Annotated in this window: 15 protein-coding genes and 2 pseudogenes; 5 read left to right on the top strand and 12 right to left on the bottom strand. The window is 63.7% G+C overall.

The genetic code is table 11. The features are described 5' to 3' along the window. Positions 1-6: 6 nt before the first annotated feature. On the bottom strand, positions 7-1593 hold the full coding sequence (locus HU763_RS12905) for an EAL domain-containing protein (protein ID WP_186685790.1): 1587 nt from the start codon (positions 1591-1593) through the stop codon (positions 7-9). Positions 1594-1891: 298 nt separating this feature from the next. Between HU763_RS12905 and hppD the strand changes: the two genes are divergently transcribed. Continuing rightward, the gene (gene hppD / locus HU763_RS12900) at positions 1892-2968 is read left to right on the top strand and encodes a 4-hydroxyphenylpyruvate dioxygenase (RefSeq protein ID WP_186685793.1); all 1077 of its coding nucleotides are present in this window, start codon (positions 1892-1894) and stop codon (positions 2966-2968) included. 20 nt (positions 2969-2988) lie between these two features. Here hppD and HU763_RS12895 read toward each other — a convergent pair whose 3' ends face one another. Together HU763_RS12895 and HU763_RS12890 are read right to left on the bottom strand one after the other, a co-directional pair. Continuing rightward, positions 2989-3795: a CSS-motif domain-containing protein gene (locus tag HU763_RS12895; RefSeq protein WP_186685796.1), complete on the bottom strand. Its 807-nt coding sequence runs from the start codon at positions 3793-3795 to the stop codon at positions 2989-2991. A 132-nt stretch (positions 3796-3927) separates the two neighbouring features. Further along, positions 3928-4614: a type 1 glutamine amidotransferase domain-containing protein gene (locus HU763_RS12890; protein ID WP_186685799.1), complete on the bottom strand. Its 687-nt coding sequence runs from the start codon at positions 4612-4614 to the stop codon at positions 3928-3930. A gap of 60 nt (positions 4615-4674) precedes the next feature. On the opposite strand from HU763_RS12890, the pseudogene HU763_RS12885 reads away from it, so the two are divergent. After that, positions 4675-6880: pseudogene (locus HU763_RS12885) on the top strand (hybrid sensor histidine kinase/response regulator). Between the two features lie 10 nt (positions 6881-6890). On the opposite strand, the gene HU763_RS12880 reads toward HU763_RS12885, so the two are convergent. The 8 genes from HU763_RS12880 to HU763_RS12845 all read right to left on the bottom strand — a co-directional run bounded on the left by HU763_RS12880 (position 6891) and on the right by HU763_RS12845 (position 18337). Further along, positions 6891-8507, bottom strand: coding sequence for a response regulator (locus HU763_RS12880; protein ID WP_186685804.1), 1617 nt, complete (start codon positions 8505-8507; stop codon positions 6891-6893). A gap of 80 nt (positions 8508-8587) precedes the next feature. Further along, entirely contained in the window at positions 8588-9643 is a 1056-nt protein-coding gene (locus HU763_RS12875; protein WP_186685806.1) for a HEAT repeat domain-containing protein, read from the bottom strand. A gap of 219 nt (positions 9644-9862) precedes the next feature. Next, positions 9863-11278 carry an efflux transporter outer membrane subunit gene (locus HU763_RS12870; protein ID WP_186685807.1) on the bottom strand — a complete coding sequence of 472 codons (1416 nt, stop codon included), beginning with the start codon at positions 11276-11278 and terminating at the stop codon, positions 9863-9865. Beyond that, positions 11275-14454: an efflux RND transporter permease subunit gene (locus tag HU763_RS12865; protein WP_186685808.1), complete on the bottom strand. Its 3180-nt coding sequence runs from the start codon at positions 14452-14454 to the stop codon at positions 11275-11277. The genes HU763_RS12870 and HU763_RS12865 overlap by 4 nt, the downstream gene beginning before the upstream one ends. 12 nt (positions 14455-14466) lie before the next feature. Beyond that, the gene (gene mexE / locus HU763_RS12860; RefSeq protein ID WP_170030112.1) at positions 14467-15708 is read right to left on the bottom strand and encodes a multidrug efflux RND transporter periplasmic adaptor subunit MexE; all 1242 of its coding nucleotides are present in this window, start codon (positions 15706-15708) and stop codon (positions 14467-14469) included. A gap of 252 nt (positions 15709-15960) precedes the next feature. Then, complete coding sequence (locus HU763_RS12855; protein WP_186685809.1) at positions 15961-16254, bottom strand: hypothetical protein; 294 nt, start codon at positions 16252-16254, stop codon at positions 15961-15963. 84 nt (positions 16255-16338) lie between these two features. Further along, the gene (locus tag HU763_RS12850) at positions 16339-17691 is read right to left on the bottom strand and encodes a GntP family permease (RefSeq protein WP_170030110.1); all 1353 of its coding nucleotides are present in this window, start codon (positions 17689-17691) and stop codon (positions 16339-16341) included. Positions 17692-17797: 106 nt separating this feature from the next. Further along, the gene (locus tag HU763_RS12845; protein WP_170030109.1) at positions 17798-18337 is read right to left on the bottom strand and encodes a gluconokinase; all 540 of its coding nucleotides are present in this window, start codon (positions 18335-18337) and stop codon (positions 17798-17800) included. 206 nt (positions 18338-18543) lie between these two features. Between HU763_RS12845 and gntR the strand changes: the two genes are divergently transcribed. The 3 genes and pseudogenes from gntR (at position 18544) to HU763_RS25060 (ending at position 21009) form a co-directional block, all read left to right on the top strand. Continuing rightward, positions 18544-19563, top strand: coding sequence for an HTH-type transcriptional regulator GntR (gene gntR / locus HU763_RS12840; protein WP_186685810.1), 1020 nt, complete (start codon positions 18544-18546; stop codon positions 19561-19563). Positions 19564-19653: 90 nt separating this feature from the next. Continuing rightward, positions 19654-20472 (top strand): annotated as a pseudogene (locus HU763_RS25065) (PAS domain-containing protein); the annotation flags it as partial. A gap of 42 nt (positions 20473-20514) precedes the next feature. Beyond that, positions 20515-21009, top strand: a complete 495-nt coding sequence (locus tag HU763_RS25060; protein ID WP_225931966.1) for a methyl-accepting chemotaxis protein — start codon at positions 20515-20517, stop codon at positions 21007-21009. On the opposite strand, the gene HU763_RS12830 is transcribed toward HU763_RS25060, so the two are convergent. Beyond that, positions 20984-24253: a transporter substrate-binding domain-containing protein gene (locus tag HU763_RS12830; protein WP_186685814.1), complete on the bottom strand. Its 3270-nt coding sequence runs from the start codon at positions 24251-24253 to the stop codon at positions 20984-20986. The two genes, HU763_RS25060 and HU763_RS12830, sit on opposite strands and share 26 nt — an antisense overlap. Positions 24254-24256 lie beyond the last annotated feature (3 nt).

The following is a 24256-nucleotide window of genomic DNA, read 5'->3' as shown; positions in this document are numbered from 1 at the left end:
GCTGGATCAGCCGCGCATGATCTCAGGGGGCGCAGCTTGCGGCAACCGCGATGCGCTCGCATGTGCGGCCAGCGCTTCGAGGAACGCGGCCGCCGGCATGGGCCTGGCGTACAGGTAGCCTTGCTGGTAGTCCACGTGGTGACGGGCCAGGTAGTCGCGCTGGGCTTCGGTTTCCACACCCTCGGCGACAATGCCCAGCCCCAGCTTGGCCGATAGCTCGATGATGGTGTCGAGGATATGCACCGACAGCGCGTCGCCACCGATCATGGCGACGAAGCTCTGGTCGATTTTCAGGTAGTCGACCTTGAACTGGCGCAAGTAGTTGAGGCTGGACTGGCCGGTACCGAAGTCGTCGAGGGCAATTTTCACACCCATGGCGTCCAGCTTTTCGAACAGTTCCAGAGTCACCGGGGTGGCCTCGATCAGCTTGCGCTCGGTCAGCTCCAGGGTAAGCACCACCCGGCCAGGTGGGAAGTGCTGGAGGAAGGTACGGCAGTCATCCAGCAGGCTGAAGTCGCGACAATGGTCGGCGGTGATGTTGATGCCGATATGGAAGCCGTCTTCCAGCAGCCCGGCATACGGTGCCAGGTTGTGTGCCGTGTGAGTCATCAGCGCGCGGGTCATGGCGACGATCTGCCCACTGTGTTCGGCGTAGGGGATGAACAGGTCGGGCCGCACCAGGCCTTCCTGCGGGTGATTCCAGCGCATCAGCACCTCGGCGCCGGCCCAACGGTAATCACCCTTGCGCACGACCGGCTGGAAGAACGGCAGGAACTCGTCGGCCTCCAGGGCCCGGCGCAGCTCGGCACGGGGCGAGGTGATGCGGCGTATCTGCCAGCGGCATACCAGGGCGGACACCGCGCCCAACACCAGCAGCAGGCCGAACAGGGCGGGGTAGTGGCTGCGCCATAGCTCGCCTGGCCTGTCGCTGCCATAACCACCCTGCACGCTGAACGGGTAACGCGTCGAGCCCACCTGCACATTCGCCTTGGCGGCGGCGGGGGGCTGGCCCTTGTGCACGATGCCATCCTTGCCCAGCCAGGCATTGCCCACGCGGATCTGCAGCGTTTCGTCGGGGCCGATCAGGCGCAGCGCCGTGAGCAGGTGCTCACCATCGACCGTGCTGATCGCGCCCTGGTCATCGTCGCTGGCCCGATAGACCAGCAGTGGATGGCCCGGGGTGACCGAGTTGCCATCCATCAGCCACAGCTTGCCGTCGGCATAATTACCAGCGTTGACGGGCTCGTCGAAGTCACCGAACAGCGAGGTGCAATAAAGGGTGTTGTGCCGGAACAGGTTGGTCGAGCGGACGAAGGCGTTGCGCGTGACCTCGGCGCGCAATCTGAGCTGGACCTGCTCGCACGGGCTGCCGGCAAGCGGCAGCAGGGAGTCGGCAGCACTGGACAGGTTGTCGAGAATACGTTCGACATGCGCCACCACCTGGCGAGTGGTGGCTTGGCTGCTGGCCTGCATTTCGCGTTCGATCTGCCAGTTCATCACGGCCAGGCCGCACACCACCGGCAGCACGCCGACGACCCAGGGCAGCAGGGTGCGCCAGGTCAGGCCGGCGCGGCGTTTGGCTGTAAGGGGCATGCTGGCTAATCTGCAAGAATAAAACCAGAGGATAGCCGTTTGTCGGCAGGCATGAGCAACTAAAAACGCGACAAACCAATTTACGCCCTGTAGAATCGATTTACGAATACAACAATAAGGTCCTTCAATGCCGAAGGATCAAGCCCGCCGAGAATGGGTCCATATGACATACCATGGGTTCAAGCTGATCATAGGTGATTTCCTCGCCCGCAGCGTGCGTGGAATCCCCTGCTCACCGCCGTTTCCGTCCGACATCCCACGCAATCATTAATTTTTCGCTGCAGATGAGGACACGAACATGGCTGATATCTTCGACAATCCAATGGGCCTGATGGGCTTCGAATTCATCGAGCTGGCTTCGCCGGCGCCTGGCGTACTCGAGCCGGTATTCCAGATGCTGGGCTTCACCAAGGTGGCTACCCACCGTTCCAAGGATGTGCACCTGTATCGCCAGGGCGGCATCAACCTGATCCTGAACAACGAACCCAAGAGCATCGCCTCGTACTTCGCCGCCGAACACGGCCCATCAGTGTGTGGCATGGCGTTCCGCGTGCGCAACGCCCATGAGGCCTATGCCCGTGCCCTGGAACTCGGCGCCCAGCCAGTGGAAATCGAAACCGGCCCGATGGAGCTGCGCCTGCCGGCCATCAAGGGTATCGGCGGAGCACCGTTGTACCTGATCGACCGCTTCGAAGAGGGCAGCTCGATCTACGATATCGACTTCAAGTTCATCGAAGGCGTGGACCGTAACCCGGTGGGTGCCGGCCTGAAGATCATCGATCACCTCACCCACAACGTTTATCGCGGGCGCATGGCGTACTGGGCCGGCTTCTACGAGAAATTGTTCAACTTCCGCGAGATTCGCTACTTCGACATCAAGGGCGAATACACCGGCCTGACATCCAAGGCCATGACCGCACCGGATGGCATGATCCGCATTCCCCTGAACGAAGAGTCTTCGAAGGGCGCCGGGCAGATCGAAGAGTTCCTGATGCAGTTCAACGGCGAAGGCATCCAGCACGTGGCCTTCCTCACCGATGACCTGCTCAAGACCTGGGATGCCCTGAAAGGCCTCGGCATGCGCTTCATGACGGCACCGCCGCAAACCTACTACGAAATGCTTGAGGAGCGCCTGCCTGGCCATGGCGAGCCAGTCGATGAACTGAAGGCGCGGGGCATTTTGCTGGATGGCGCCTCGCAACCTGGCGACAAGCGCTTGCTGTTGCAGATTTTTTCGGAAACTCTGCTCGGCCCGGTGTTCTTCGAGTTCATCCAGCGTAAGGGGGATGATGGCTTTGGTGAGGGCAACTTCAAGGCACTGTTCGAGTCCATCGAGCGTGACCAGGTACGCCGTGGTGTGCTGAGCACCGACTGATAGCCCAAGGGTTACCGCCGTCATGAATCGATGGCGGCGGTATCTGCCTTTCTCTTGCGCGTTCTGGGCAGGCCCAGGTATGTAATGAACATGCTGGCGACCCCGACCAGTACCAGCGAGGGGAGTACCTGATGCAGGGAAAGGCGGAACTCCTGGGCGGTATACCCATTGCCGTAGCCCCCGATCACCACGTAGCCATATTTTTCCGATACTGCTCGGTGGTTGTATTCGGCTTGCGAGGGACGTTGTGGGTCGCGGCTGTCGCCGTCGCTCCAGATGTACTGGTCGTTGAATTCCACCAGCAAGGTCAGGCCGTCCTGGAAACCGCGTAGTTCGTCGCGCAACAGTCGACCATAGGCGGTTGCGATTACACCGGGATCGCTGTGCGGTTTCTGGATCTTGATAATCGCCGCGTTGGGCGACGAAGGGGCGTCGAATACCAGCTTCGCCCGCTGACCGGACTCGGAAAATGCGGAGATATACTCCAAGGGGTCCATGTCGGTCGCACAATACGCCTGTTTCCCGCGGGTCAGCGCCAACGAGCGAAGGTGTGGGCTGCTGGTGACGCTCTGGTCCAGCGCATCCAGCACTTCGGCACAGGGTTTGCCGGCCAGCGGCAGGATTGTCTCCAGGCTGTCCTCCATGCGGCCCAGCGCCTGGTCGATGCTGAAAACCGCCTCCTGAACGGAAATCTGGGCGTTCTCTTCAAGTTTCCTTTCCAGTTGGTAATTCATCATCAGCAACCCGGATAGCACGGGTATGACGCCGATGGCCAGAATCAGCAACAGTTTTCGCCAATTGATAGTTTGAATCATGATATTTGCCATAGGCGTGCCGCTCCGTTGACCCTTGCTGTTCGGGGTGAACAGGTCAGCATCGATCCTATGTGCTTGATGACAGGTCGGCTGTAGGCGACAAGTGTTGCAGCTTTACAGAAAAGCCGAAGCTCGTTGTCAGCTTCAACTCTGCTTCAGTTTCGCTAACACCTTTTCGGCCAGCAGGGCGGTGGAGGCCGGGTTCTGCCCGGTAATCAGCCGATCATCGACCACCACGTACGGCATCCACGGGTCCTCATGCTTGCTGTAGTGGCCGCCACGGGCACCCAGCTCGTTTTCCGTCAGGAACGGGACCACCTTGTCCAGCTCGGCGAGCTTTTCCTCGGTGTTGGAGAAGCCGGTTACCTTGCGCTCCTTCAGCAACAGGCTGTGGTCGCTGAGCTTGATGTTCAGCAGGCCGGCAACTCCGTGGCAGACTGCGGCGACAATGCCGCCGTTCTCATATACCTGGCGCGCCAGCTCCTGCAGCGCCTGGTTATCGGCAAAATCGTACATCACCCCATGGCCGCCGGTGTAGTAGATGACGCAGTATTCGGTGGCCTTCACCCGCCCAGGGCTCAAGGTGCTGCCCAGGCGCGACATGAAGCGTTTGTCGTCATACCACTGCCAGTCGAGGTCGGGGGCCATCTGCAGGCTGTGCGGGTCGACGGGGACGTAGCCGCCCAGCGGGCTGACATAATCGACCTTGTAGCCGGCGCTTTCGACTTTTTCGACAAAGTGCACGGCTTCCCCCAGCCACAATCCGGTTGCCCGCTTGAGGGTCGGATACTTGGCCGTATTGGTCAGCACCACCAGCATTTTCTTGCTCATGACCACGCTCCCGTCGGCAACCTGAGTGGGCCGTTGCTCCCTGGCCCCAGGGGAAACCTAATGAGCATAGCCGTCCTGTGCACGTGCGCCATAGCGCCTGGTGCATGCTGTGCTACCTTGAACGAAAACAATCATGCATCCTTGAGCTCAGCGGGAGTAAGGATAATTGGTCGCAAACGCTACGCCGCACGAACCTGCGTCGCAGGTCATCCTGCAACCGCCTGTTGCGCCATTGGCCGAAACGATGGCCGAGCGGATTTCGCAGTTCGATTGGGGGCGTACGTCGCTTGGGCCCTGGCCGCGCTGGCCGGCATCGCTGCGTATCGCCGTCGACATGATGCACTTGTCACCATTCCCATGTGCCGTGGCCTGGGGGCCGGATCTCAACGTGGTCCACAATGATGCCTACCGGGCGTTGCGGCCTGTTGCCCCGGATGCGTTGGGCATGGCCTTCGATGCATTGTGGAGCGATGTCTGGCCGCACATGGGGCCTTGGGTGTTCAAGGCCCTGGAGGGGCGCTCGAGTTTCGTCGAGGATCCCCCGCTGCGTATCGCCTGCAATGCCGGTACCGAGGCACTTTGGTGTGCGTTCGGCTATGCCCCGTTGCACGATGAGCTGGGCAGTGTGGCGGGGTTCCTGCACACCGTGATCGAGACCGCCACCGACGTCGAGGTCCACCGTCATTGGCGCGAACAGGCACGCAGTTTCGAATTGCAGATCGAGCGGCATGTGGCTGAGCGCGAGCAGTTCTGGCAGCTGTCGCGTGACGCGATGATGACCGTTACTCCCGAACTGAGGATGTGTGCCGCCAACCCCGCCTGGTACCGCATCCTGGGCTGGAGCGAGGAGCAAGTGCGCGATGCGCTGGTGCTGGACCTGGTGCATCCGGCCGACCGGGCAGAGGTGCAGGTGGCCGTCAGCGGGCTCCTGCAGTACCGCAACACCGAGCAGATAGAGACCCGCCTGCGCCACCGCGACGGCCATTATCACTGGTTTCGCTGGAGCGCGCGTTTCGATGGCAGCCTGCTGACTGCGGTCGGCCGGGACATCACCGAGGACCGTGAGGAAGCCGCTCGTCAATCCGAAGCACTGCTGCGCAACCACCAGCGCCTGGAGGTGGTTGGCCAGTTGGCCGGGGGCATCGGCCATGAAATGAACAATTTGCTGTCCGGTATCGGCCATGAAATGAACAATTTGCTGTCCGGTATCGGCGGTAGCCTCGAACTGTTGCAGCGCCGCTTTCAGGAAGGGCGCCTGGAACGGGTCGAGGCCTATGTGGAAGTGGCGCGCGATTCGGTGCAGCGCGCCATGGAGCTGACCCATCGCCTGCTGGCATTTTCGCGCCATCAGCCGCTGGCGCCGAAGCCGCTGGATTTCAACCGGCAGCTGCGCCTGAGTGAGCCGCTGCTGCTCAGGGCACTGGGCGCAGAGATGTGCCTGCACTGGCAGCTGGATGTTACACCGTGGGCGGTATGCCTCGATGTCGTCCAACTCGAAAATGCCTTGATCAACCTCTGCACCAATGCGCGCGAAGCCTGTCTGGAGCGGGGCAATGTCACAGTGCGTAGCGTCAACAGGCGGCTGACGGCCTGGTTCCCTGACGAACAGGGTCTGCCGCCGGGCGACTATGTCGCCTTGCATGTCGAGGATGATGGTCATGGCATGGCGGCAGCGGACATTGCCAGGGCCTTTGAGCCGTTTTTCACCAGCAAACCCATCGGGCGTGGGTCCGGGCTTGGCTTGTCGATGGTGTATGGCTTCGTCGGCCAGTCGGGGGGCTATGCCTGGATCGAATCGGCGCCGAACCAGGGCACCCGGGTCTCCATGCTGTTTCCAAGGTGCCGTGAGCCGGTTCCCGAGGTGCCTCGGGTGGTACAGCGCGCACAACGTATGTCACGCGGCGAGCGCTTGCTCCTGGTTGATGACGAGCTGGGCTTGCGCGCGGTCATGCGCGAGTACCTGGCCGAGCGTGGTTTCGACATCACTGAGGCCGGCGACGCCAATACTGCGCTGGAGCGCTTCCGCCATGACGGCCTGTTCGACCTGGTGATTACCGACATCGGTCTGCTGGGTGGTTTCAGTGGGCGACAAGTGGCCAAGGCCATGCGCATGCAGCTTCCACAGCAGAAGATCCTGTTCATCACCGGGTACGCAGACCAGCAGATCGAGGCGCAGTTGCTCGAACAGCCAGGCACGGCATTGATGAACAAACCGTTTTCGTTGGCGGACCTGGCGGACGAGGCACTGCGCCTGCTCGATGAGTAAAACAATCAGCTCAGGGCCGTCCCAGAATCTGGTTTACCAGCGTCTGCAATGCCTGCAGTTCGAACGGTTTGCCCAGGAGGTGCATGCCTGCTTCCAGGAACCCGTCCCGGGCCATGGCCGTTTCCGCGTAGCCGGTAATGAACAGAACCGACAAGCTCGGGCGCAGGTTACGGGCAATCTCGGCCAGTTGACGGCCGTTCATGCCCGGCAGGCCGACATCAGTGAGCAGCAGGTCAACGTGTCGGGTCGAGCGCAGTACCTTCAGCCCGTCACTGGCATTCGCGGCACTGTGGCAGGCGCAGCCATTTTCGCGCATGGCCTGGCACAGCAATTGGCGCACATCCGGATCATCTTCGACCACCAGCACGCGACGGCCCCGACCATTCTGCACGGGCAGCATCGGCTCATCCGACGCCTGGGCTTGGCCCAGGTGGCGCGGCAGGTACAGTTCAACCTGGGTCCCTTGGCCGATCTGGCTATGCAGGGTGACATGTCCGCGTGACTGCTTGCTGAAACCGTACACCATCGACAAGCCCAGGCCGATACCCTGGCCGATCGCCTTGGTACTGAAGAACGGCTCGAAAGCGTGCTCCAGCGTCCTCTGCGCCATGCCCTGGCCGTCATCGATGACACGCAGGCGCACATAGTCACCGGCACACAGGGCACCGTCAGTGACATGCCCGGCACCAATAGACTGGTTACTCGCCTCGATGCGCAGGTGGCCACCACTGGGCATGGCTTCGCAGGCATTGAGTAGCAGGTTGTCGAGGGCTTCCTGTAATTGCGCGCCATCGGCTTCGACAGGCCACAAGCTCTGGGCGATGTCCACCTGCAGCGTCACGGCTGGGCTCACGCAGGCCATCAGGCGCTTCGATTGGAGCAGAGCGTGCAGGTCGACGCGCTGGCTGTGCAGCGATTGCCGGGAAGAGAACGCCAGTAGCCGGTGGGTCAGCCGGCTGGCGCGTGACACCGCTTCGCGGCCCATGCGCAGCATGGTGTCCACGCCGTCGCTGCGGCCTTGCTGCAGGCGTCGCTCGATCAGTTCGAGACTGCCGCCGATGCTGGTGAGCAGGTTGTTGAAATCATGTGCGACCCCTCCGGCCAATTGCCCGATGGCTTCCATTTTACGCGCTTGGTGGCGGGCGAACTCGCTACGCTCTCGGGCCTCGCCGGGCGTTATGCCCTGAGCTTGCAGGCGTAGCTGCAGGTCAAGCAATTGGTCGCGTACCAGGTACTGTCGGCGTCGGTTGCGCAGCGCGAACTGGGCCATCTGCAGCAGCTGAGCGTCTTCGAACGGTACAGCCAGCCGCATCAGATTGCCTTGCGGAAGGTGACACGAAGCCGTGACGCTGCGATCGCCCTGGGTGAGCAGCACGATGGGCAGGTCCGACCAGTTGGGTTGCTGGTCGAGGAACGCTTGCAGCAACGGACTCGGGCCTGGGTCGAAGACTTGCTCGGCAATGAACGCCAGGCCTGCGCCTTCAGCCAGTCCCGCCTGCAGTTGGGCCAGGTCCAGCGCGCACAGGTTATCGATGCCGGCACCGGCGAGCAACCGAGCGATGTCTGCGGCTAACGGCGACGGCGCCAGGATCAAGGCACGTTCGTCCAGCGCCAACGAACTGGCCAAAACGTTACTCCGATAAGGGTGGTCCGATACCCACTGGACCGTGGCCACGGTCTGGGGGTTCAACCCAGTTGCAACATTGCCTACAGGCCCTGTTGCAACACAGGGTCGTCCGGGTTCTGCTGTTCCAGTTCCGCCAGCAGCACCTGCACATTCTGCAACTGGCCGGTTTCTTTCCAGTACTGGATGAGCAACACTCGTGCCCGGCGATTGGCCGGCTGCCGGTTGATCACGGTTTCCAGTTGTTTTTGCGCCGCATCGTACTGTTCCAGTTCATGCAGGGTGATCGCCAGGGTGTAGCGGTAGTCGGTGTTGTCCGGGTCCAGCTCGACCGCACGGGACAAGGCCAGCAGGGCGTATTCACGCTGTTCGTGGCGGTTGAGCCAGAGGCCTAGCTCGTACTGCAAGAACGCCGAGTCGGGGCTGAGAGCCAGGGCCTTGGCCAGGACTTGCCGCGAGGCATCGTGATGACCCTGGCGTTCCAGCAGGCGGACCTGGGTCGCCAATGCATCGAGGTTGCCGGGGGCTACCGCCAGGGCGCGCTGCAGGGCCGCGGCGGCGTGCGTGTAGTCGTTTTCGTGCAGGTACAGGCGCGCCAGGTGTACTTGGGCGTCAGTATCCTCGGGCTGTTCCTCCAGGGCCTGTTGATACTGTTCGAGGGTGGCCTGCAGCGGGCCGAAATACAGGCCGATGGCTTCCGGGTCGAGGCCTAGCAGGGCGTCCACGGCGGCAAAGCGCACGCTTTGCTCGTCGTCATCCAGCAGCGGGCCGAGCACCAGGCTACGCTGCGCCGCAGGCAGCAGACGGCGGATGCTGGCGATGGCCGCCCGCCGTACCAGAGGGTCGCCGTGGTCGAGGTCCTGGCGGGCAAGTTTCAATGCCTGCGGCGAAGGATAGTTGGGCAATTCGGCGTACAAGGCGGCACGCCGAACCGCAGGCAGATCATTGCGTTGCAGCTGCTGGTACAGCACCCGCGCAGCGCCGGGCTGGCCTTCGTGGGCCTGGCGCAAGGCCTTGGCATAGCTGTGTGCAGGCAAGGGTGGCGGGGCTGGCTGGTCGTCGCGCCACAAGTATCCGAACAGGGCCGATACCAGGATCAACAGCAGCAGGGCGATCAGGTAGCGGTTGCGTCTGGGCATCGGACGATCCGTGGCGGCGGGAAGGGCAGAGCTTGGGGCAGGTGGGGGGGAAATGCAACCGGGTGGGGGCTGTCAGGTGCCTGGCTCGAGTTTAGCGGTGGGGCGGAAATCGAGCGCCCGATATACCCCCCGGACCATAAAAAAGCCCCGCGGGCCTTCGCCTGCGGGGCAAACGGTTGGGGGAGGTGCCAACCAAAGGAGTCGTTGAAACAGGTCGAATCAGCGGGCGCTGGCGACGGTCTCCGGTTGCCAGCCGCCGCCCAGGGCCTTGTAGATCGAGACGATGCCGCGGTACAGCTCGACCTCGCCCTGGGCTTGCGCATCTTCCGCACTGAGCCGCTCACGCTCGGCATCGAGCAGCACCAGGTAATCCACCGTACCTTCGCGGTAACGAATCGAAGCCAGCTCCGCTGCCTTGCGGCTGGCATCGCTCTGGCGCATCAGCGACAACAGCCGCTGTTGGGTCTTGTCGTAATCGCTGAAGGCATTGGCCGATTCTTCCAGGGCCAGCAACACCTGCTGTTCATAGTTGGCCAGCGCCCCTTCGGCATCGGCCTTGGCACCGCGCAGGCGGGCCCGCACGCTGCCCAGGTCGAAGGCCGCCCAGGTGATGCTCGGGCCCAGTGCCCAGGCGTTGGCCGCCGAGGAACCGATCTGCGAGCCGCGGGCGGCAGTAAAGCCAAGGAAGCCGCTGAGGCTGACGCGGGGGAACAAGTCGGCCGTGGCTACGCCGACATTGGCCGTGGCCGCCGCCAACTGGCGCTCGGCGCTACGGATGTCCGGGCGACGACGCAGCAGCTCTCCCGGGTCTCCCACCGGCAGAGCCTTGGCGATCGCCGGCAAGGCCTTGGGCGACAGATCGACGCTGAGCGCTTCGGGGCGTTGGCCAAGCAGGGTGGCGATACGGTGCCGGGCGCGGGCCTGTTCCGCCTGCAGTTGCGGCACCGTGGCTTCGACCCCGGCCAGGCGCGCATCGGCACGCACCACGTCGAGGTCATTGCCGACCCCGGCGTCACGCAGGGTTTCGGTGATGGCCCGCGATTCCTGTTGGGTCTTGAGGTTGGCCAGGGCAATTTTCTCGCGCAACTGCGCGCCGCGCAGCTGGCCGTAGGCATCGACCAGCTCGGCGATCAGGCTGACCTGCAACTGCTGCAGGTCGGCTGCCGCCACCGCTTCCTGGGCTTCGCTGGCCTCGATCTGGCGCTGGATGCGGCCGAACAGGTCAAGCTCCCAGGCCATGTCCAGGCCCAGGTCGTAGCGCTCGCTGTTCACCCGTTGCGTGGTCTGGCCGGGGATCTGGCCCTTGCCGATTTCACTGCTGGCGCGGCTGGTGACTACCGGGAACTGATCGTTCTCGGCGTCTTCAAGGATCGAGCGGGCCGATTTCAGCCGGGCGAAGGCCACGCGCAGGTCACGGTTGCCGTCCAGCGAAGCCTGCACCAACTGGTTCAGTACCGGGTCGTCGAACTGCTTCCACCACAGGCTTTCGAAGCGGCTACGGTCGTAGGCCTTGGCCTGTACGTCGCTGCTCAGCTGCGCGGGTTCGGTGGCCGGAGCCTGGTAGTCCGGGCCTACCGCGCAGGCCGCCAGGGCCAGCGCCAACAGGCTCGGGGTCAGGGGTTTGAGCAGGTTCATGCATGGCTCTCCAGCGAGTGAACGCGTTCGGCCTTGCGGGCCTGGCGGCGTTCGACGAAACGGCGGATCAGGAAGAAGAACACCGGGGTCAGGAACAGGCCGAACACGGTCACGCCGATCATCCCCGAGAACACCGCCACACCCATGGCATGGCGCATTTCCGAGCCGGCACCGGAGGAGAACACCAGCGGTACCACACCCATGATGAAGGCAATCGAGGTCATCAGGATCGGCCGCAGACGCAAGCGGCAGGCTTCCAGCACCGCGGCCAGCGGATCGAGGCCTTCGGCCTGCTTGTCCTTGGCGAACTCGACGATCAGGATCGCGTTCTTGCACGCCAGGCCGACCAGTACGATCAGGCCGATCTGGGTGAAGATGTTGTTGTCACCGCCGGAAATGATCACCCCGGTAATCGCCGACAGCAGGGTCATCGGCACGATCAGGATCACCGCCAGCGGCAGGCTCCAGCTTTCGTACTGAGCGGCCAGTACCAGGAACGCCAGCAGTACGCACAGCGGGAAGACGAACAGCGCGGTGTTGCCCGCCAGGATCTGCTGGTAGGTCAGGTCGGTCCATTCGAAGGTCATGCCGTTGGGCAATTCCTCTTTCAGCAGCTTCTCGATTGCCGCTTCGGCCTGGCCGGAGCTGTAACCTGGAGCCGCAGCGCCGTTGATTTCCGCAGTGATGAAGCCGTTGTAGTGCATGACCCGGTCCGGCCCGGAGGTGTCGCTGACCTTGAGGAAGGTCGCCAGCGGGATCATCTCGCCAAGGTTGTTGCGCACCTTCAACTGGCCGATCTGTTCGGCATCGAGGCGGAATTGCTGCTCGGCCTGGACATTGACCTGGTACGTGCGCCCAAAGCGGTTGAAGTCGTTGGTGTACAACGAGCCCAGGTAGACCTGCAGGGTGTCGAAGATGTCGGTGATCGCCACGCCGTGGGTCTTGGCCTTTTCCCGGTCGATGGCGGCATCCACCTGCGGCACGTTGACCTGGTAGCTGGTGAACAGGCCCGCCAGCTCCGGTACGTTGCGGCTCTTGGCGATGATGTTCTGGGTTTCCTTGTACAGCGCTTCGTAGCCCAGGTTGCCGCGGTCCTCGATCTGCAGGCGGAAGCCGCCGATGGTGCCCAGGCCTTGTACTGGCGGTGGCGGGAAGATCGCGATGTAGGCGTCCTGGATATCGGCGAACTGGGCATTCAGCGCGGCGGCGATCGCGGCGGCCGACTGGCTCGGGTCCTTGCGCTCGTCAAACGGCTTGAGCGGGGTGAACACGATGCCGCTGTTGGGGCTGTTGGTGAAGCCGTTGATCGACAGGCCAGGGAAGGCTACCGAGTCGGCCACGCCAGGTTGCTTCAGGGCGATCTCGCTCATGCGCTTGATCACCGCCTCGGTGCGGTCGAGGCTGGCCGCGTCAGGCAACTGGGCGAACGCTACCAGGTACTGCTTGTCCTGCGCCGGCACGAATCCGGTCGGGGTGGACGAGAAGCCCAGGTAGGTCAGGCCCATCAGGCCGGCATACACGAACAGGGCGATACCGCTGGAGCGGATGACCCGGCGCACGCCACCGACGTAGCGGTTGGAAGCACGGTCGAAGAAGCGGTTGAACGGCGCGAACAGCCAGCTGCCCAGCAGCCTTTCCAGGAACCGCGAGAAACGGTCCTTGGGCGCATGGTGATCCTTGAGCAGCACCGCTGCGAGGGCCGGCGACAGGGTCAGCGAGTTGAAGGCCGAGATCACCGTGGAGATCGCGATGGTCAGGGCGAACTGCTTGTAGAACTGCCCGGTGAGGCCGGAGATGAACGCGGCGGGCACGAACACGGCGCACAGGACCAGGGCGGTGGCGATGATCGGGCCGGTCACCTCGCTCATGGCCTTTTGCGTGGCATCCAGCGGTTTCAGGCCCAGGCCGATGTTGCGCTCGACGTTTTCCACCACCACGATGGCGTCGTCGACCACGATACCGATGGCCAGGACCAGGCCGAACAATGACAGCGCGTTGAGCGAGAAGCCGAACAGGTGCATGACCGCGAAGGTACCGATCAGCGAGACCGGCACGGCCAGCAGCGGGATGATCGAGGCGCGCCAGGTCTGCAGGAACAGGATCACCACCAGCACCACCAGCACCAGCGCTTCGAACAGGGTGTGCACGACCGCTTCGATCGAGCCACGGACGAACACGGTCGGGTCATAGACGATGCTGTAGTCCATGCCTTCGGGGAAGTCCTTCTTCAGCTCGGCCATTTTTGCCCGCACTTCGTCGGAAATCTCGATGGCATTGGAGCCTGGGCGCTGGAAGATCGGGATGGCCACCGCCGGCTGGTTGTTCAGCAGCGAGCGCAGGGCGTACTGGCTGGAGCCGAGTTCGACCCGGGCGATGTCCTTCAGGCGGGTGATTTCGCCATCGGCGCCGGCACGGATGATGATGTTCTCGAACTCTTCCTCGTTGACCAGGCGGCCCTGGGTGTTGATCGACAGCTGGAAGCTGGTCGAGCCCGGGGCGGGTGGGGCGCCCAGCTGGCCGGCGGCCACCTGGCGGTTCTGCTCGCGGATCGCCGCCACTACGTCGCTGGCAGTGAGGTTGCGCGAAGCGGTCTTGTTCGGGTCGAGCCACACGCGCAGCGAGTAGTCACCCATGCCGAACAGTTGTACGTCGCCCACGCCGCCCAGGCGCGCCAGCTCATCCTTGATGTTGAGGATGGCGTAGTTGGACAGGTAGAGCATGTCGTAACGGTTGTCCGGCGAGGTCAGGTGCACGACCATGGTCAGGTCGGGCGAGGCCTTGTCGACGGTGATACCGATGCGGGTCACTTCCTCGGGCAGCTTGGGCTGGGTACGGGTGACACGGTTCTGTACCTGCACCTGGGCATTGTCCAGGTCGGTGCCCAGGGCGAAGGTGATGGTCAGCGTCAGTTTGCCGTCAGCGGTGGATTGGGAAGACATGTACAGCATGTTCTCCACACCGGTGATGGCCTGCTCCAGCGGTGCCGCGACGGTTTCGCCGATGACCTTGGGGTTGGCGCCGGGGAAGTTGGCACGTACCACCACGGTCGGCGGCACGACTTCGGGGTATTCGCTGATCGGCAGCTGGAACAGCGAGATCGAACCCGCGATCAGCAGCACCAGCGACAGCACCGCGGCGAAGATCGGCCGGGTAATGAAGAATTTCGAAAAGTTCATCGGTGTGGTCCCTTAACCGCGTGGCGCCGGGGCGCTGGCGACTTTCACGTTGTTGCCCGCCACCTTCGGCGTCGGGTTGCTGGCCTCCAGCGCCTGGCGCTGCTGGGCGAGGGCGGCGAGGGTCTGTTCGCTGGCCATCGGGGTCTCTTCCGGGGTGACCGGCGAACCTGGGCGGACGCGCTGCAGGCCCTTGACCACGATACGGTCGTCCTTGCCCAGGCCGCTGCGCACGATGCGCAGGCCTTCCAGCTTCGGCCCCAGCTCCACGGCGCGGTAGGCGGCCTTGTTGTCCTTGTCCATCACCAGCACGAACTTCTTGCCAAGGTCGGTGCCCACGGCTTCGTCATTGATCAGCACGGCTTGGTACTGGGCGCTGCCGACGAGCTTCAGGCGCGCGTACAGGCCCGGGGTGAACTGGCCGTCGCTGTTGTCGAACACTGCGCGACCACGGATGGTGCCGGTGCGCGGGTTGACCTGGTTGTCGACGAAGTTCATCTGGCCCAGATGCGGGTTACCGGTTTCGTTGGTCAGGCCCAGGTACACCGGCGTGCTCTGGCCACGCTGGCCTTCGCGGGCCAGCTGGGTGTACTTGAGGTACACGCGCTCGTCGGCGTCGAAGTAGGCGTAGACCTTGTCGGTAGACACCACGCTGGTCAGCGGGGTGACATCGGCAGTGACGATGTTGCCGGCAGTGAACTGGGCACGGCTGACCCGGCCGCTGATGGGCGCGGTGACGCGGGTGAAGCTGAGGTTGAGGCGTGCCAGGTCAAGCTGGGCCTGGATCGCATCAACCCCGGCGCGGGCTTCGGCGGCGGCGCTGCTGCGCGATTCGGCAAGCTCCGCGGAGATGGCGTTGCTGTCCCGCAGGCGCTCGCCGCGGCGCGCTTCGTTGGCACTGCGGATGGCAGTGGCCTTGGCCTGCTGCAGTTGCGCTTCGAGGCGGCGGACCTCGGCCTGGAACGGGCGTGGGTCAATCTGGAACAGCAGGTCGCCTTTCTTGACCTGGGCGCCTTCGGTGAATGCCACCAGGTCGATCTGGCCGGACACCCGTGGGCGTACTTCGACGGTTTCCGGGGCCTCGAGGCGGCCGGTGAACTCGTCCCATTCGTTGATCGGTTGCTCGATTACCTTGGCCACACTGACCTTCGGCGCGGTGGGAGCCTGCACAGCGTCGGGGGTTCGGCCGCAAGCGCTGATCACCACCACTGCCAGGGCAGCGAGGGGAAAGCGCAAGGGTTTGAGTGATTGTTCCATGGAGAACTCCGCCAATGTATTAGTAGTGGGCGGAGTGTGAGTGTCTTGCGCGCGAGGCACGAATCGAACGAGACGAAGGTTATTATCACGCTGAATGATATCTGCGGACGATTCATCGACGGCGGCCATGGCGCGGCTGCCAGGCCGCGTGCCAGGGCGCCCTGCTGCGTGCAGGCAGGGCGCCGGCGCCTGGGTGCATTAGCCGGGTTCAGCGCGGCCACTGCAACCTGAGGCAGCCGGCAAATCGGCGCGTCAACGCTGACTGTCGCCGGTGCCCTGGCGCCCGGTGCCTTCCGAGCCACTGCCATCCATTCCCGGCAAGTCGCGGTTGTCGTTCTGCTTCGCCGGCGGGCTGTCGGGGTCGTTGCCCTTGATGCGCGGGTCGGTGTCCCGTGGCATGGGCTTCTCGATCGGGTTGAGGGTGCTGTCCACGCCCGGTTTCGGGGCCGGGTTGTGCGGGTCATCGGGGTAGGTGGGGCCGGTACCGGCCGCCAGGGCCACCGGCGTAGCGAGCAGGGCGATCAGCAGGATGCTTGGACGGTGCATGGCAGGCTCCTTTGCTTCGGGTAGGGCTGATACTTCCTTTCGGCCCTACCCGAAACGTCAGGGTGCCATTACCCCGATCAACGGTTACACCACCAGTGACAGCAACAGGATGAAGATGATGCCGACGATCGACAGGATGGTCTCCATCATGCTCCAGGTCTTGAAGGTTTCCGCCACGGTCATGTTGAAGTACTGCTTCACCAGCCAGAAGCCGGCGTCATTGACATGCGACAGGATCAGCGAGCCGGCACCGGTGGCCAGCACCAGCAACTCACGGTTCACCCCTGGCACCAGGTCGATTACTGGCGCAACGATACCGGCGCCAGTGATGGTGGCGACCGTGGCAGAACCCGTGGCGATGCGGATTACCGCAGCCACCAGCCAGGCCAGCAGGATCGGCGAAATCTCGGCCTGCACGGCCATCTGCCCGATCACGTTGCCCACGCCGGTATCGACCAGCATCTGCTTGAAACCACCCCCGGCACCGACGATCAGCACGATCGCGGCGGTCGGTGCCAGGCTCTGGTCGAGCATCTTCATGATCTGCTGACGGTTGAAGCCACGGGCCGCGCCGAAGGTATAGAAGGCCAGCAGCAGGGCTGCGAGCAGGGCGGTGATGGGGTGACCGATCAGGTCCATCCACTGGCGCACGATGTGCTCGGCGGGCAGCACCACGTCGGCGAAGGTCTTCAGCAGCATCAGCACCACTGGCAGCAGCACGGTGACCAGGGTGATGGTGAAGCTCGGCAGGTTGCCCTGGTCGGACTCCTTGGCGATCTGGTCCATCAGCTCCTGCGACGGGCTGCCCGGGATGTAGCGGGAGATGAAGTTACCGAACAGCGGGCCGGCGATGATGGCGGTCGGCAGGGCCACGATCAGGCCATAGAAGATGGTCTTGCCGATGTCGGCATGGAAGATGCCGATGGCCAGCAGCGGGCCCGGGTGCGGCGGGACCAGGCCGTGCACCACCGACAGGCCGGCCAGCAGCGGAATGCCGATCTTGATCAGCGACACCCCAGAGCGCCGGGCAACGATGAATACCAGCGGGATCAGCAGCACGAAGCCGATCTCGAAGAACAGCGGGATGCCCACCAGGAAGGCGGCGAACATCATGGCCCAGTGCACGTTCTTCTTGCCGAAGGCGCGAATCAGCGTTTGCGCGATCTGGTCGGCGCCGCCGGAGTCGGCCATCAGCTTGCCAAGCATGGTGCCCAGGGCGAGCACGATGCCGACGAAGCCCAGCACGCCACCAAAACCGTCCTGGAACGATTTCATCACCTTGGCCACCGGCATGCCGGAGGTCAGGCCAAGGAAGCCGGCCGCGAGGGTCAGGGCGACGAAGGGGTGGACTTTGAAGTGGGTGATCAGCAGGATCAGCCCGACGATGGTGACCAGCGCGTCGAGCAGCAGGAAGGTATCAGTAGCCAGTCCGAACATGGTTTGAAGGCCTCGGTATTATCGTTGTTTTGGCGTAGATTTTTGAAACTTTGCCCGCAGGTACGGGTCGGGTAGCGCTGTCTTTGCCAGGCCGATGAAGCCGCCGTCAGGCGGTTTGTGCCAGGCTCCGCTCACCGCGCTGCTTTAGCCAGCTGTCCACCGCCTCTGCAAGCGCATCGACCGGCTGGGTAGCGTCAAGTGCCAGGGTCAGGGGTTCGCCGCGGGGTGATTCGAGGGCGGCGAATTGGCTGTCAATGAGGCTTGCCGGCATGAAATGCCCAGGGCGAGCCAGCACGCGTTTTTCCGCCTCGGCGGGCGACAGTTCAAGGAACACGAACACCAGCCCGGGCATGGCCTGGCGCAGGGTTTCGCGGTAGCGGCGCTTGAGCGCCGAGCAGGTCAGGATCGGCCGCTCGCCCGCCTGGGTGGTCGCCTGCAGTTCCTGGCCGAGGCGCACCAGCCAGCCGGCACGGTCGCTGTCGTCCAGGGGAATGCCAGCGCTCATCTTGCGGATATTTTCGGCAGGGTGGAAAGCGTCGCCTTCGATCAGGCGGCCACCGCTTCGGGCGGCGATGGCAGCACCGATGCAGCTTTTGCCGCAACCGGCCACGCCCATCACCACGATGGCAGACAGGGGAGAATTCATCAGTACCTCCTGCGGGTGAGATAGCGCTGTCTCGTCGTCGACGAACAGACACCTCCCCGGTGTTATTGATCTTGTCCTTACGCAGTATGGACGCCCGGCGGCGAGCCGATGATGGCTGCGACCAAAGATTACATTGCCTGCATCCTGAGACAGCGCTACCTTAGTGGCCGTTCCCCTTCCTTGCAAGTAGTAAAATTACAACATTCATGTCCCGCACCGGCTCTCGTACCACAGGTCGTCCTACCCTGGCTGAAGTTGCCAGACATTCCGGGGTTTCCCCGATTACTGCATCGCGCGCCCTGCGTGGCGTCAGCACGGTTGCCCCGGAGCTGGTGGAGAAGGTCCTTGCCGCAGCGGCGAGCCTGGGCTATGTGGCGAACCCGGCAGCCCGTGCCCTGGCCTCGGCCCGCAGCCAGTCGGTGGTGGTGTTGATCCCGTCGTTGTCCAACCAGCTGTTCATCGACACCCTGGAAGCCATCCACGATGTCATGCGCCCGCGTGGCTTGGAGGTACTGATCGGCAACTACCACTATGATGTGGCCGAGGAAGAAAACCTGATCCGCAATTACCTGGCCTACCAGCCTTGCGGCATGCTGCTGACCGGTTTCGAGCGCAGCGAGGCGTCGCGGCAAATGCTGGCGGCCAGTGGTGTGCCTTGTGTGCACATGATGGAACTGAACGGCGATGCCGGGGCATTGTCGGTCGGTTTTTCCCAGCAGCAGGCCGGCCGCGCTGCGGCGCGCCATTTGATCGAACGCGGGCGCAAGCGCCTGGCGTTCATTGCTGCGCAGCTCGACCCACGGGTGATGCAGCGCGCCGAAGGCTTCCGCCAGGCGCTGGCCGAGGCCGGCTTGCAGGCGGCCGAGCTGGAAGTGCTGGCGCCGGAACCGTCTTCCATCGCCCTCGGTAGCGCGCTGTTCAGCCAATTGCTGCAACAGGCGCCGGATGTCGACGGCATCTTCTTCTGCAACGACGACCTGGCCCAAGGCGCGGTGCTGCAGGCGTTGCGCCAGGGGGTGGAAGTGCCGCGGCAGGTGGCGATGGTCGGTTTCAACGACCTGCCGGCTTCGGCGCACATGGTGCCGCGGCTGACCTCGATTCGCACGCCCAGGGCCGCCGTGGGGCGTGGTGCGGCACAGGCGCTGCTGGCGTTGCTGGATGGCAAGCGGGTGGCGAACGCCCAGCAGGACCTTGGCTTCGAACTGATGGTGCGGGAAAGTTCCTGATTCGCCTCTGGCTAAGTGCTGCGTTCGGTAACGCGCCTGTTGCGTGTACGCGCTGATAGCACTGTGCTTGCATGGCCCCGACGGCGATCTATGCTCAGGACACCGCGCATACAGGAGGCCGTCGCCATGTTCGATTTTCATCGCCAATCCGATCTGGTCGAGATCCAGCGCAGCCATAAGGCGTTGGCCGGTTTGCAGGCCAAGCTGGCGGCAATCAGCCGCGCCATGGCCATGATCGAATTCGCTCCCGACGGCACCATCCTCGACGCCAACGAGCGTTTCTCTCAGGCCATGGGCTACAGCGCCGACGAATTGCGTGGCAAGCACCACCGGCTGTTCTGCGATCCTGACTACGCAAAAAGCGCTGAATACCAGCAATTGTGGCGTGAACTGGGGCAGGGCAAAGCCATCAGCGGTACCTTCGAGCGCATCGACAAGGCGGGCCGCGAGGTCTGGCTGGAGGCCAGCTACATGCCAGTACTGGACGAGCAGCAGCAGGTCAGCAGCGTGATCAAGGTCGCGGCCGATATCAGCCAGCGGGTGGTCGAGGAACACGAAAGCGAAAGCTTGCTCAAGGCTATCAGCCGGTCGATGGCGGTGATCGAGTTCACCCCGCAAGGCCGGGTGATCACGGCCAACCAGAACTTTCTCGACACCATGGGCTATCGCCTGGAAGAGGTGGTCGGCCGCCATCACGGGCTGTTCTGCCTGGCGCAGGAGCGCGAGTCGGCCGGCTACCGCGAGTTCTGGGCGTCGCTCAACCGCGGCGAATACCATTCGCACCGCTTCGAGCGCGTCGACAAGCACGGCCGGACGGTCTATCTGGAGGCTTCCTACAACCCGATCTTCGACAGCAAGGGCCGCTTGTACAAGGTCGTCAAGTTCGCCCGCGACATCACCCGCCAGGTCAGTACCCAGCAAAGCGCTGCCGATGCCGCCCATGCCAGCTCGGTGCAGACCGATGCCTGCGCACGCAAGGGCACCCAGGTGGTGCAGCAAGCCGTGCAGGTGATTGAACAGATTTCCCAGGAGCTCAACGACGCCGCTCGCAGCATCGACGCGGTGAGCAAACAGTCGGATGTGATCGGCCAGATCGTGCTGACCATCCGCGGGATTGCCGACCAGACCAACCTGCTGGCGTTGAATGCGGCGATCGAGGCGGCCCGCGCCGGCGAGCACGGGCGCGGTTTCGCCGTGGTAGCCGATGAAGTGCGCAGCCTGGCGGCGCGGACCAGCAAGGCCACCCTGGACATTGTCGATGTGGTGCGGCAGAACCATGACCTGTCATTGTTGGCCGTGGCCAGTATGCAGTCCAGCCTGACCCGCACCGGGCATGGCGTGGCCCTGGCCAACGAGGCCGGCACGGTGATCATGGAAATTCAGCAGGGCTCCCGGCACGTGGTGGATGCCATCAGCCAGATCAGTTCGACGCTGCAATTGCACTGAGCGCATCGCCCAGTTCGCCTTGCAGGGCCTGCAAGCTGTGTTCCAGGTGCAGGCGTAGTTCCGCCGTTGGCAGGCCCTGGTCGTGGGCCTGTTCGATGGCTTCGCAGGCTTTGACCAGTGTGCGCATCCTGAGCATCTTCGCGCCGCCCTTGATCCGGTGGGCCAGGGCGCGCACAGCCTCGGCGGGAGCGTCTGCGGCCAGTGCGCGCAACGCGGCCAGGTCTTCGCTGACACTTTGCGACAGCTGTTCCAGCAAATGCCGCGTCAGTTGTTCATCGTCCTGGGTCAGGTGGCGCAGCTCGCCCAGGTCGAACCCGCTGACGGGGCTTGCCGGCGGCTGTTGCCCGGGCTGGGCCTGGGGTAAATGGGTCTTGAGCGTACGCAGGCCGATCGGTTTGAACAGGCATTCGTCCATGCCGCTGGCCAGGCAGCGGGCGCGCTCCTCTGCCTGGGCGTTGGCGGTCACGCCGAGAATCCGGCAAGGTGCCAGGCCGCGCTCGCCCTCGAGGCTGCGGATACGGCGGGTCAACTGGTGGCCGTCCATGACCGGCATGCTGCAATCGGTAATCACCAGGTCGAAGTGCGCGGCTTGCCAACGTGCCAACGCGATTTCGCCGTTTTCGGCCAATGTCACGCTGTGCCCCAGGCTGTGCAACTGGCGCTCCAGCAACAGCAGGTTGGCGGGGTAGTCGTCGACCACCAGTATGTTCAGCGGGCCGCTGCTGCTTTCCAGTGGCGGAGCTTGCTGTTCGGCCTGGATCGGTGCTGCACCGGCGGGCAGTTGCAGCTTGACCTGCACCTTGGTGCCCACACCTTCGACGCTCTGCAAGCTCAAGCTACCGCCCATCAACTCGACCAAGGTGCGGCTGATGACCAGGCCCAGGCCCGCGCCCTGACGGGCCCGGGGGCCGTCGGCCTGGACGAAGGCATTGAACAGCCGGGCTTGGTCGGCAGGGCTGATGCCGATGCCGGTGTCGCGCACCGTCAGTTCCACCGTCAGTTGGTCGCTGTCGCAGGCCAAGAGCAGCAGGCTGGCCTGGACCTCGCCGCGGTCGGTGAACTTGATGGCGTTGCTGATCAGGTTGGACAACACCTGCTTGAGGCGCAGCGGATCAGCCAGGACCCAGAGCGGCGCAGCAGGCAGTTCGCTGTGCAGATGCAGACCTTTGGCCCGCGCATTGCCTTCGAACACCCGTACACAGGCCCGTATCAGCTCGACCAGGTTGGTGGGCACAGGCTGCAGCGTGATGTGCCCGGATTCGATACGTGAGATGTCGAGAATATCGCCAATCAGCTCAAGCAAGCCGATGGCCGAATCGTGCGCGGTCTGCAGTGTCTGGGTGTCGCAGTGGCCGCTGCGGCTGTCCTCCAGGGCCAACTCGAGCAAACCGATCACCGCATTCATCGGGGTACGGATTTCATGGCTCATGGTGGCCAGGAAGGTACTTTTGGTCTGGCTTGCCTGTTCGGCGTCGTCCTTGGCCTGACGCAGTTGCTCCAGCAGGCCTCGGCTGAGTGCCAACTGCGCTTGCAGGGCATGCTGGGCCTCGGTGCGCTGGTTGATCAGTTTGCGCAGGTAGCTGTTCCAGAACACCACCCCGGCCAGCAGCAAGGCCGACAGCACCAGTACCTGCAGGGCCAGGGTGCGGTAGTCGCGCCAGGGGCTGTCGCTGACCAGAGTACTGGTGCGCCAGCGGTTGATCAGCTGGTCCAGCTCGTCCGGGGGGATGCTTAGCAGGGCCTTGTCGAGGATCGCCTGCAGCTGCGGCTGGTCTGCGGCCACGGCAAAGGCCGCGACGGCTGGGTCGTCGTCGAGCACACTGGCGATGCGCAAGCGGTCCTTGAACACATGGCTGATGTAGTAGGCGGCATTGATATGGCTGCTCAGGGCGACGTCGGCGTCACCGTTGGCCACGGCTTCCATCAGGCCGAGCGGGTTATCCACTTCGACCAGCGTGGCCTGGGGGTAGCGCCGCTGCAACATGGCCCGTTGCGGCGAGCCGCGGACCAAGGCAATGCGCTGGCCCTGCAGCGTGTTGGCCTGGGTGGGTGAAGCGGGTTTGTTGCGGGTGACCAATACCCGCGGGCTGACCAGGTAGGGGCGGGTATAGCGCAGTTGTTTCGAACGGTCCGCACCGTAACCCAGGGCACCGATCATCTGTGCATCGCCGTGCATCAGGCGTTCGATCATTGCGTGCGCCGAAGGGCTTTCGACCGGCTTGAAGCGCAGCCCCGTGCGCAGCGATATCTGCTTGAGCAAATCGAGGGTGATGCCGCTGGGGTGATTTTGGGTATCGTTGAAGGTCAGTGGTGCCAGCGAGGTATTGACCAGTACACTGACATTGGGGTTGGCGGCGATCCAGGCCTCCTCTTCGTCGGTGAGGGCGGCGAGGTGGCGTTGCAGCAGCAGGCTGGTATTGCCGCTGCTCCAACGGCGCAGGATGTTCAGGCGCTCGCTTTCGCTGATGCGCGCCAGCGCCTCGTCGACCAGCCGATGCAGGCGTGGGTTGTCGTTGGCCAGGGCGAAGGCAAACGCCCCGGGCGCGACCTGACAGAAGTGGTCGATCTTCAACAGGCCCTGGTAGCTCTTGCCAATCGTGAAATCGGTACTGATGGCATCGCCGAGGTAGGCATCGGCCTCACCCAGTTCCACGGCAGCCAGGCCCGCGAGGGTGGAGCGATACAGGCTCAATTGCGCCTTGGGGTACAGGGCCCGGACACTGCTGGCGGGCAGGTAGTGGTCGACCATGGCCAGGCGCAGGCCAGCGAGATCGGAGCCGCTCTTCAAGCGCTGCCCCTCGCGGGTGACGATTACCGGCAGGTCATCAGCGTAGGGGGCGCTCAGGCTGAGCTGGGCATCGGCTGCCTCGAATGCGTTGGAACTGCCCAACAGGTCGATACGGCCATCGCGCAGTGCAGCGATGGCTTCGTGGCGGCTGTCGAAACGGCGCACTTCGATATCGACACCCAGCTGTTCGCCAATGATGCCTGCATAATCGGCGCTGAGGCCTTCATAGTCACGTTGGCTGACATTGATTTCCAGCGGTGGATAGTCGGGCCGCGAACTGCCCAGCAGCAGGCGCTGGCGTTGCTGCAACCATTGCCGGTCGTCGCTGGAGAGCGCCAGTGGTGCGGCGGCGCTGACCGAGCGGGCCAGCAACTGGCGGGGCTCGCTGTCGGCCAGCAGCGCACTGGAACTGGCCAGGGCGCTGACCAGAAGGGCGCTTGCCAGCAGGCGCTTCATGGC

It is taken from the genome of Pseudomonas anuradhapurensis (assembly GCF_014269225.2).
GTDB classification, from domain to species: domain Bacteria; phylum Pseudomonadota; class Gammaproteobacteria; order Pseudomonadales; family Pseudomonadaceae; genus Aquipseudomonas; species Aquipseudomonas anuradhapurensis.
Note: the sequence above shows the minus strand (reverse complement) of the source record. Positions and strands in the feature narration are given on the sequence as shown.

Coding starts and splice junctions, on each gene's coding strand:
- gntR (WP_186685810.1), top strand. CDS start 18,544: ATGTCCCGCACCGGCTCTCGTACCACAGGTCGTCCTACCCTGGCTGAA.
- HU763_RS12845 (WP_170030109.1), bottom strand. CDS start 18,337: ATGAATTCTCCCCTGTCTGCCATCGTGGTGATGGGCGTGGCCGGTTGC.
- HU763_RS12855 (WP_186685809.1), bottom strand. CDS start 16,254: ATGCACCGTCCAAGCATCCTGCTGATCGCCCTGCTCGCTACGCCGGTG.
- HU763_RS12870 (WP_186685807.1), bottom strand. CDS start 11,278: ATGAACCTGCTCAAACCCCTGACCCCGAGCCTGTTGGCGCTGGCCCTG.
- HU763_RS12890 (WP_186685799.1), bottom strand. CDS start 4,614: ATGAGCAAGAAAATGCTGGTGGTGCTGACCAATACGGCCAAGTATCCG.
- HU763_RS12905 (WP_186685790.1), bottom strand. CDS start 1,593: ATGCCCCTTACAGCCAAACGCCGCGCCGGCCTGACCTGGCGCACCCTG.
- hppD (WP_186685793.1), top strand. CDS start 1,892: ATGGCTGATATCTTCGACAATCCAATGGGCCTGATGGGCTTCGAATTC.
- HU763_RS12850 (WP_170030110.1), bottom strand. CDS start 17,691: ATGTTCGGACTGGCTACTGATACCTTCCTGCTGCTCGACGCGCTGGTC.
- HU763_RS12830 (WP_186685814.1), bottom strand. CDS start 24,253: ATGAAGCGCCTGCTGGCAAGCGCCCTTCTGGTCAGCGCCCTGGCCAGT.
- mexE (WP_170030112.1), bottom strand. CDS start 15,708: ATGGAACAATCACTCAAACCCTTGCGCTTTCCCCTCGCTGCCCTGGCA.
- HU763_RS12875 (WP_186685806.1), bottom strand. CDS start 9,643: ATGCCCAGACGCAACCGCTACCTGATCGCCCTGCTGCTGTTGATCCTG.
- HU763_RS12865 (WP_186685808.1), bottom strand. CDS start 14,454: ATGAACTTTTCGAAATTCTTCATTACCCGGCCGATCTTCGCCGCGGTG.
- HU763_RS12895 (WP_186685796.1), bottom strand. CDS start 3,795: ATGGCAAATATCATGATTCAAACTATCAATTGGCGAAAACTGTTGCTG.